Origin of the sequence: Herbaspirillum sp. (genome assembly GCF_035644555.1) — a bacterium.
Lineage (GTDB): Bacteria > Pseudomonadota > Gammaproteobacteria > Burkholderiales > Burkholderiaceae_D > Herbaspirillum.
Map to the genome: position 1 here is coordinate 71593 of NZ_DASQOH010000059.1, position 7636 is coordinate 79228.

At 64.8% G+C, this 7636-nt stretch carries 8 protein-coding genes; 1 reads left to right on the forward strand and 7 read right to left on the reverse strand.

Translation table 11 applies throughout. From position 1 onward, the window contains the following. Positions 1-24 precede the first annotated feature (24 nt). The 7 genes from VE092_RS16885 to VE092_RS16915 form a co-directional block, all read right to left on the reverse strand. Positions 25-726, reverse strand: a complete 702-nt coding sequence (locus VE092_RS16885) for an ABC transporter ATP-binding protein (RefSeq protein WP_324878723.1) — start codon at positions 724-726, stop codon at positions 25-27. After that, positions 719-1492, reverse strand: coding sequence for an ABC transporter ATP-binding protein (locus tag VE092_RS16890; protein WP_324878725.1), 774 nt, complete (start codon positions 1490-1492; stop codon positions 719-721). The genes VE092_RS16885 and VE092_RS16890 overlap by 8 nt, the downstream gene beginning before the upstream one ends. Further along, positions 1489-2535: a branched-chain amino acid ABC transporter permease gene (locus tag VE092_RS16895; protein WP_324878727.1), complete on the reverse strand. Its 1047-nt coding sequence runs from the start codon at positions 2533-2535 to the stop codon at positions 1489-1491. The genes VE092_RS16890 and VE092_RS16895 overlap by 4 nt, the downstream gene beginning before the upstream one ends. Continuing rightward, entirely contained in the window at positions 2532-3398 is an 867-nt protein-coding gene (locus VE092_RS16900) for a branched-chain amino acid ABC transporter permease (protein ID WP_324878729.1), read from the reverse strand. Before VE092_RS16900 ends, VE092_RS16895 begins: the two co-directional genes overlap by 4 nt. 278 nt (positions 3399-3676) lie before the next feature. After that, entirely contained in the window at positions 3677-4882 is a 1206-nt protein-coding gene (gene pcaF, locus VE092_RS16905) for a 3-oxoadipyl-CoA thiolase (RefSeq protein ID WP_324878731.1), read from the reverse strand. Positions 4883-4920: 38 nt separating this feature from the next. After that, a complete protein-coding gene (locus tag VE092_RS16910) occupies positions 4921-5562 on the reverse strand; it encodes a CoA transferase subunit B (protein ID WP_324878733.1) in 642 nt (213 codons plus the stop codon). Next, the gene (locus VE092_RS16915) at positions 5559-6233 is read right to left on the reverse strand and encodes a 3-oxoacid CoA-transferase subunit A (protein ID WP_006461651.1); all 675 of its coding nucleotides are present in this window, start codon (positions 6231-6233) and stop codon (positions 5559-5561) included. The genes VE092_RS16910 and VE092_RS16915 overlap by 4 nt, the downstream gene beginning before the upstream one ends. Before the next feature lie 362 nt (positions 6234-6595). Between VE092_RS16915 and VE092_RS16920 the strand changes: the two genes are divergently transcribed. After that, positions 6596-7534 carry an IclR family transcriptional regulator domain-containing protein gene (locus VE092_RS16920; RefSeq protein WP_324878735.1) on the forward strand — a complete coding sequence of 313 codons (939 nt, stop codon included), beginning with the start codon at positions 6596-6598 and terminating at the stop codon, positions 7532-7534. The last annotated feature ends 102 nt before the right edge of the window (positions 7535-7636 follow it).

Here is a 7636-nt window from a genome sequence, read left to right on the forward strand (position 1 = left end):
CCAGCGCCCCTGTCCCGGCTGCGCTCAGGCCACCGCCACCAAGCGGTCCAGCTTCTCGCCATCCGCCAGCAGGCTCTGGCTGTCGGAAGCATGCACGATACGGCCGCGATCCAGCACGATGGCGCGCTGCGTGAGCGAGAGCGCCATGCGCGCATGCTGCTCCACCACGATCACCGACATGCCCTCCTCGCTGACCAGGCGGCGGATCACCTTGAGCAGTTCCTGCACGATGATCGGCGCCAGGCCCTCCATCGGCTCGTCCAGCAGCAGGATGCTGGGGCTGACCATCAGCGCGCGGGCGATGGCCAGCATCTGCTGCTCGCCACCCGAGAGCTGGTTGCCCATGTTGTGGCGACGCTCATGCAGGCGCGGGAAGATCTGGTAGATCTTCTTCAGATCCCATTGGCCGCCCCGCTCTACCACCGTCAGGTGTTCTTCCACCGTCAGCGAGGGGAACATGAAACGCTCCTGCGGCACCCAGCCCAGGCCGGCATGCGCGCGCCGGTGAGTGGGCACACGCACGATGTCACCGCCGCGCCAGCGGATGCGGCCACCATGCAGGCGGGTCAGACCCATCAGGGTGATCAGCAGGCTGGTCTTGCCCACACCGTTGCGGCCCAGCAAGGCCAGGCTCTCGCCTTCGTTCATCGCGAAAGACACGTCTTCCAGTACGATGGACTCGCCATAGCCGGCGGTCACTTTCTCCAGTGCCAGCAACTCAGGCATGTTCGGCCTCCCCCAGATAGACTTCCTTGACCCGCTGGTCGGCCGCGATCTCGCTCGGCGTTCCCTCCACCAGCACCTTGCCGCCTACCAGCACGGTGATGCGCTCGGCGAAACGGAACACCAGCCCCATGTCATGCTCGATGAAGACGATGGTGACCTCGCGCGGCAATTGCGCGATCACCTCGAAAAGTTCGCGACTCTCGGCCGAGGGAATGCCGGCCGCCGGTTCGTCCAGCAGCAAGACCTTGGGCCGGGTGGCCAGAGCCAGCGCGATCTCGACCAGGCGCTGCTTGCCATAGGCCAGGCTGCGCGTGAGGCTGTTGGCCTCCTGCTCCAGCTTCAGCGAAGCCAGCAGGGCCATGGCCTCTTCCACCACCTCGGTCTGGCTGGCCACGGTCTGGTACCACTTGTATTGCATGCCGCGCCGCTCCTGGATCGCCAGTACGACTGACTCCAGCACGGTCAGGCCGGCGAACAACGTGTTGATCTGGAAGGTGCGGGTCATGCCGCGCTTGACGCGTTCATGCTGCGGCAAGGCGGTGATGTCTTCACCGCCGAACCAGACCTTGCCGCTGCTGGGCGCGAAACCGCCGGTGAGCAGATTGATGAAGGTGGTCTTGCCGGCGCCGTTGGGGCCGATCAGCGCGTGGCGCGCGCCCGGGGCGAAGGTCAGCGAGACCTCGCTGTTGGCCACGAAACTGCCCCAGCGCTTGCTCAGGCCTTCGGTGCGCAGGGTGGTGTCGCCGGTGGATGGATGCGTGCTCATGCGCGGCCTCCCTTGAAGCATTTGTCACGCAGCACCACCAGGCCACCCAGCAGGCCGCCGCGTGCGAACAGTACGATCACGATCAGCAACAGGCCGATCCAGAATTGCCAGTAGGCCGGATTGAGGCCGGACAGGTAATCCTGCGCCAGCATGTAGACCAGTGCGCCGACCAGGCCGCCATACAGGCGCCCGGTACCGCCCAGCACCAGGATGATCAGCAGCTCGGCCGAACGCGGGAAGCCCAGGACATCCAGGCCCACGAACTGCGTGGTCTGCGCCAGCAGGGCACCGGCCACGCCGGCCACGGCGGCGCCGATGGTGAAGATCACCACCAGCCGGCGGCTGACGTCGGCACCGATGGCAGGCATGCGGCGCCCTCCTTCGCGGATGCCCTTGAGGCCGAGGCCGAATGGTGAATTGACCAGCCGCCGCAAGACCACGAACAGCAGCAGCAGCACCGCGAAGCTGTACACATAGGCCACGCGTCCGTTGAGATCGAACTCGAAGACACCGAAGATCTTGCTCATCACCATGCCTGACAGGCCATCGACACCGCCGGTGAGGAAGGCCGCCTTGTTGGCCGCTTCGAACAGCATCAGGCCGATGCCCAGTGTCACCATCAGGCGCGTCAGGTCGGCGCCGCGCACCACCAGGAAGCTCACCAGGAAGCCGGCGATGGCAGCCACCACGGCTGCCAGCAGCAGGCCGGTGATCGGCTCGCCCCACCCATGCACGGCCAGCAGACCGGCCGTGTAGGCGCCCAGCCCGAAGAAGGCGGCATGGCCCAGGGAGACGATGCCCGCATACCCCAGGATCAGGTCCAGCGAGACCGCGAACAGGCCCACGATCATGATCTGGCTGATCAGCACCAGATAATCGGGGAAGAGGAAATAGGCGGCCACCGGCGCCAGCCAGAACAGGATTTCCAGCGGCGTCCAGCGGTCATCGGGCAGGTGCAGGGCAGGCTTCATGGTCGGCTTTCCCGGGCTGGCAACGGCGGTGGTGGAGGTGGTCGAGGTAGAGGCGGAGTTCACGATACTCATCCACGCCTCCGCATCAGTCCGGCCGGGAACAGGATCAGCAGCACCACCATCAGGCCATAGATGACGAAGGCACCGATCTCCGGCACATAGTATTTGCCGGCGACGTCGAACACGCCCAGGATGATAGCCGCCAGCAGTGGCCCCTTGATGGTGCCGGCGCCCCCCACGGCCACCACCAGCAGGAAGTACACCATGTACTTGACCGGGAAGGTCGGGTCCAGTCCCAGCACGTCGATGCCCAGACCGCCGCCGAGTCCGGCCAGGCCGGAGCCAAGCGCGAAGGTCAGGCTGAACACGCGGCTGACGTTGATGCCCAGGCCGGCGGCGGCCACCTGGTTATCCACCGAGGCACGGATCTGCGCGCCGAAGCGGGTGCGTTCGATCAGCAGACCCAGGGCCAGCGTGACGATCACCACCACGCCGATCAGGAAGACGCGATACGCACCCACATCCAGCCCCAGCAGGGAGATCTGGCCACGCAGCCAGTCCGGCAGCACCACCGGCTGCTGGGTCGGCCCCCATTGCCAGGTAGCGCCGGCCACCGCCATGAAGGTCAGGCCGATGGAAAACAGCACCTGATCCAGATGGCTGGCCTTGTAGAGACGGCGGTAAAGGGAACGTTCCAGCACCAGTCCCACCATGGCAGCTGCGAGAAAGGCCAGCGGCAAGGTCGCCAGGAAGGGAACGCCCATGCGGTTGAGCAGGCTCACGCAGACATAGCCGCCCAGCATGGCGAAGGCGCCGTGCGCCAGGTTGATGAAGTTCATCATGCCCATCGTCACCGACAGGCCGACACTGATGAGGAACAGCAGGCTGCCGTAGGCAATGCCGTCGAAGAGAACGCCGAGGAGGTTGGCTAGCATGGCGCGCCTCCCTCGTGTAGCTCGAAGGGCGCGGCCGCATGCGGCGCGCGATCATGATCGTAATGCATGATGCGATGTGTCTCCTCTGGGCCTGCGGCTCTGTTTTTTTATCGGCCGCTTGGTGTCTGGATATTGTGTGTTGTGGGGTGCTGCGCTTGCCTGTTTCCTCAGGTTTTCCTTGCCTGATGCATTGTTGGTATTGTTACGAAGACCTCTGCAGCCTTCGTGCTGCCTTCATGGATGGCGCGGCGACACCGGTCCGCCACGCCATCGCAACATCATGACACGCGTTCGATCACCATGGCGATACCCTGCCCCACGCCGATGCACATGGTGCACAGCGCGTAACGGCCACCGCTGCGTTCCAGCTGGTAGAGGGCGGTGGTCACCAGGCGGGCGCCACTCATGCCCAGCGGATGACCCAGCGCAATCGCGCCGCCATTGGGATTGACCCGCGCATCGTCGTCAGCCACGCCCAGCTCGCGCAGCACGGCCAGGCCTTGCGAGGCGAAGGCTTCGTTGAGTTCGATCACATCCATCTGCTCGATGCGCATGCCCAACTGCGCCAGCAGCTTCTTGCTGGCCGGGGCCGGGCCCATGCCCATGATGCGCGGCGCGACGCCGGCCGTAGCCATGCCCAGGATGCGGGCACGTGGCTTGAGCCCATATTGCTCTGCCGCCTCGGCACTGGCCAGCAGCAAGGCGCAGGCGCCATCGTTGACACCCGAGGCATTGCCGGCGGTGACCGTGCCATCGGGCTTGACCACGCCCTTCAGGCGGGCCAGCGCTTCCATGCTGGTAGCACGCGGATGCTCATCCTGCGTCACGGTGATGGGGTCGCCCTTCTTCTGCGGGATCACCACCGGTACGATCTCCTGCGCCAGGTTACCGTTGGCCTGTGCAGCGGCGGCCTTGGCCTGGCTGCGCACGGCGAACTGGTCCTGGTCCTCGCGGCTGACCTGGTAGTCGACGGCGACGTTTTCGGCCGTCTCGGGCATGGCATCCACGCCATATTTCTGCTTCATCAAGGCATTGACGAAGCGCCAGCCGATGGTGGTGTCCTGGATCGCGGCCTGGCGCGAGAAGGCGCTGTCGGCCTTGCCCATCACGAAGGGAGCGCGAGTCATCGATTCGACCCCGCCGGCGATCATCAGGCGGGTCTCGCCGGACTTGATGGCGCGCGCGGCAGTGCCCAGCGCATCCATACCGGAACCGCACAGGCGGTTGATGGTGCTGCCCGGCACTTCCTGCGGCAGACCAGCCAGCAGCAGCGACATGCGGGCGACGTTGCGGTTGTCTTCGCCGGCCTGGTTGGCGCAGCCGAAGATGACGTCATCGACCGCGTTCCAGTCCACCTTGGGATTGCGCTCCATCAGCGCGCGCAGCGGTACCGCGCCCAGATCGTCGGCACGCACGTCCTTGAGCGCGCCGCCGTAGCGACCGATGGGGGTGCGGATGGCGTCACAGATAAATACGTCTTTCATGCATTCCTCGCAGTGAAAATTGGGGGATTCGAACCGGCTCAGGCGGCCGGGCGCAGCGGCGCGCCGGTCAGCTCCTGCAGTTGTTCGAAGGACAGGCCCTCGACGATCTCGCGCACCTGCAGTCCTTGCGGCGTCACATCGATCACGGCCAGGTCGGTGTAGATGCGGTTGACGCAGCCGATGCCGGTGAGCGGATAGGAGCAGGCCTGGACCAGCTTGCTTTCGCCGGTCTTGGTCTGGTGATCCATCATCACGAACACCTGCTTGGCGCCGATGGCCAGGTCCATCGCACCGCCCACGGCGGGGATGGCGTCCGGCGCGCCGGTATGCCAGTTGGCCAGGTCACCCGTGGCCGACACCTGGAAGGCACCCAGCACGCAGATGTCGAGGTGGCCGCCACGCATCATGGCAAACGAATCGGCATGGTGGAAATAGGCACCGCCGGTCAGCAGCGTCACCGGCTGCTTGCCGGCATTGATGAGGTCTTCGTCTTCCTCGCCGGGCGCCGGGGCCGGGCCCATGCCGAGCACGCCATTTTCGCTGTGCAGGAAGATTTCCTTGTCGGCCGGCAGGTAGTTGGCGACCTTGGTAGGCAGGCCGATACCCAGGTTCACGTAGGCGCCTTCGGGAATATCCTGGGCCACGCGCGCGGCGATCTGTTCACGGGTAAAGCGATTCATTGCTGTGCCTCCTTGGTTTGCACGATCCGCTGCACGAAGATGCCGGGAGTGATGATGTTTTCCGGATCGAGCTGACCCAGTTCCACCACCTCGCTGACCTGGGCGATGGTGCATTTGGCGGCCATGGCCATGATGGGACCGAAGTTGCGGGCAGTCTTGCGATACACCAGGTTGCCCCAGCGGTCGCCACGCAGCGCCTTGATAAGGGCGAAGTCGGCGTGGATCGGCGACTCCAGCACATAGTGGCGGCCGTTGATCTCGCGGGTCTCCTTGCCTTCGGCCAGCATGGTGCCGTAGCCGGTGGGGCTGAAGAAACCGCCGATGCCGGCACCGGCGGCGCGGATGCGCTCGGCCAGGTTGCCTTGTGGGGTCAGTTCAAGTTCGATCTCGCCGGCACGGTAGAGTGCATCGAAGACATGGGAATCGGTCTGGCGCGGGAAGGAACAGATAATCTTCTTCACCCGCTTGGTCTTGAGCAGCGCCGCCAGGCCGGTGTCGCCGTTGCCGGCATTGTTGTTGACGATGGTCAGGTCGCGCGCGCCCTGGGCGATCAGCGCATCGATCAGGGCCGATGGCATGCCGGCATTGCCGAAGCCGCCGATCATGATGGTGGCGCCATCATGGATGTCGGCCACCGCCTGCTCCAGGGAGTCAGAAATTTTATTGATCACGTTGCTCTCACTTTAGATGCGGCGCCTGGGGCTGCGCCGGCTGGATATCCCGCCATCTGGTTTGCCACGTTGCAGCCGGGCGGGCGTGTTGCACGGGCTCGTCTCGGTCGGTGTCTGCGGACATTTGAGGCTTGCTGCCGGACTGACTTCGGACTGACTTTTTCCGGCACTCAATGTTCGATCACCGAACTAATGTTTGATTTTCGCACAAAAAGAGTTTAGCGATCTGGCTTGACGGCCGTCAAGAAAAACCGGCAGGATGTGTTCGCTTGCCGCACAAAACGTTAAAATCCGGACGCAATCGGCGCCGTCCGAAACCCGAGCCGTCCTGAACCATCCGCCCAGAGAGCCCATCCGAGCCCATGTCCACCGCACCCGCCGCCAAGACCCGCAAGACTGCTGCCAAAAGCAGCGCCACAGCAGCCGCCACCGTCGATGCCAAGGCCGGCAGGGGCAGCCGGACCAAGAGCAAGGAAGTTGCCATCGCACCCACTGCCGCGATCGAGACGGAACGCGAGCCGACCATCGCCGAGGAAATCGACGCCCTCACCGATCCCAGCTTCATGACGTCGCTGGCGCGTGGCCTGGCGGTGATCCGCGCCTTCAGCGATTCGCGCCGCAGCCTGACCATCGCCCAGATCAGCCAGAAGACCGGTATTCCGCGTGCGGCAGTGCGACGCTGCCTGCACACCCTGAAGCAGCTCGGCTATGCCGATTCGGATGTCAACAATTTCTCGCTGCGCCCCAAGATATTGACGCTGGGCTATTCCTATCTGTCCTCCACGCCGCTGACCGTTTCTGCACAGCCCTACCTGAACAACATCAGCCGTACCCTCGGCGAATCCTGCTCGCTGGCCGTGCTGGACGACAACGAAGTGCTCTATGTGGCGCGCTCGGCGACCTCGCGCGTGATGTCGGTGGCGCTCAATACCGGCAGCCGGCTGCCGGCCTACTGCACCTCGCTCGGCCGCGCCATGCTGGCCCATCTGCCGGACGACCAGTTGAAGGCCTACTTCGAGAAGGTCAAGCTGCGCGCACTGACCGATAAGACCGTGGTCTCGCAGAAACGCCTGCGTGACATCCTGGCCGGGGTGCGCGAAAACGGCTACGCCGTCATCGACGAGGAATTGGAGGTCGGCCTGCGTTCCATCGCGGTACCGGTGCGCGGCGCTTCCGGCACCGTGCTGGCGGCGCTGAACGTCGGCGCCCAGGCCGCCCGCGTATCACGCCAGCAGATGGAAGAAGAAATCCTGCCGGTCCTGCTGCGCGGCGCGCAGGAGCTGTCGGTGCTGCTGCCCTAAAAAAACCGGCCCGGTCCCTCTTGCGGGGAACCGGACCGAAGACAAAAACAGACCCTGTCTTTGTCGTGCCGCGGATGTCGGCGCACCCTCTCTGCCTGCGGG